At 69.0% G+C, this 371-nt stretch carries 1 protein-coding gene; it reads left to right on the top strand.

The genetic code is table 11. The annotated features are described in order from the left end of the window. Positions 1-126: 126 nt before the first annotated feature. The coding region (locus tag R2S09_RS40355) for a hypothetical protein (protein WP_399145761.1) at positions 127-371 on the top strand (245 nt) is incomplete at its 3' end.

The raw sequence follows: 371 nt of genomic DNA, 5'->3' as shown, positions 1-371 counted from the left end.
TCTTTGGAGGACCCCTGGTCACCAGCGTTCAGCTGGGACCAGGGGTCCTTTCGTTTTTACAATGCTTGCGGTACCGAAGACAGGAGTCACCGATGTCCACCAACTCTCCCGACGAGCGTCCGGAACGTGATCAGCGCCGCCGGGACGGTGGCGAACGCGGTGACCGTGGCGGACACCGCGGTGGTCCGCGACGCACCAACGACCGTGGTGGCTACGGCCGTCGGGACGACCGCCGAGGCGCCGAGCGCGGCGACCGGGGCGGCTTCCGGCGGGATGATCGCCGCGATGACCGGCGTGACGATCGGCGTGACGATCGGCGCGATGGCGACCGTGGTGGCTACGGCCGGCGTGATGACCGCGATCGTGACCGC

The organism is Streptomyces sp. MK7, assembly GCF_032658145.1.
Classification (GTDB): domain Bacteria; phylum Actinomycetota; class Actinomycetes; order Streptomycetales; family Streptomycetaceae; genus Streptomyces; species Streptomyces spiralis.
Note: the sequence above shows the minus strand (reverse complement) of the source record. Positions and strands in the feature narration are given on the sequence as shown.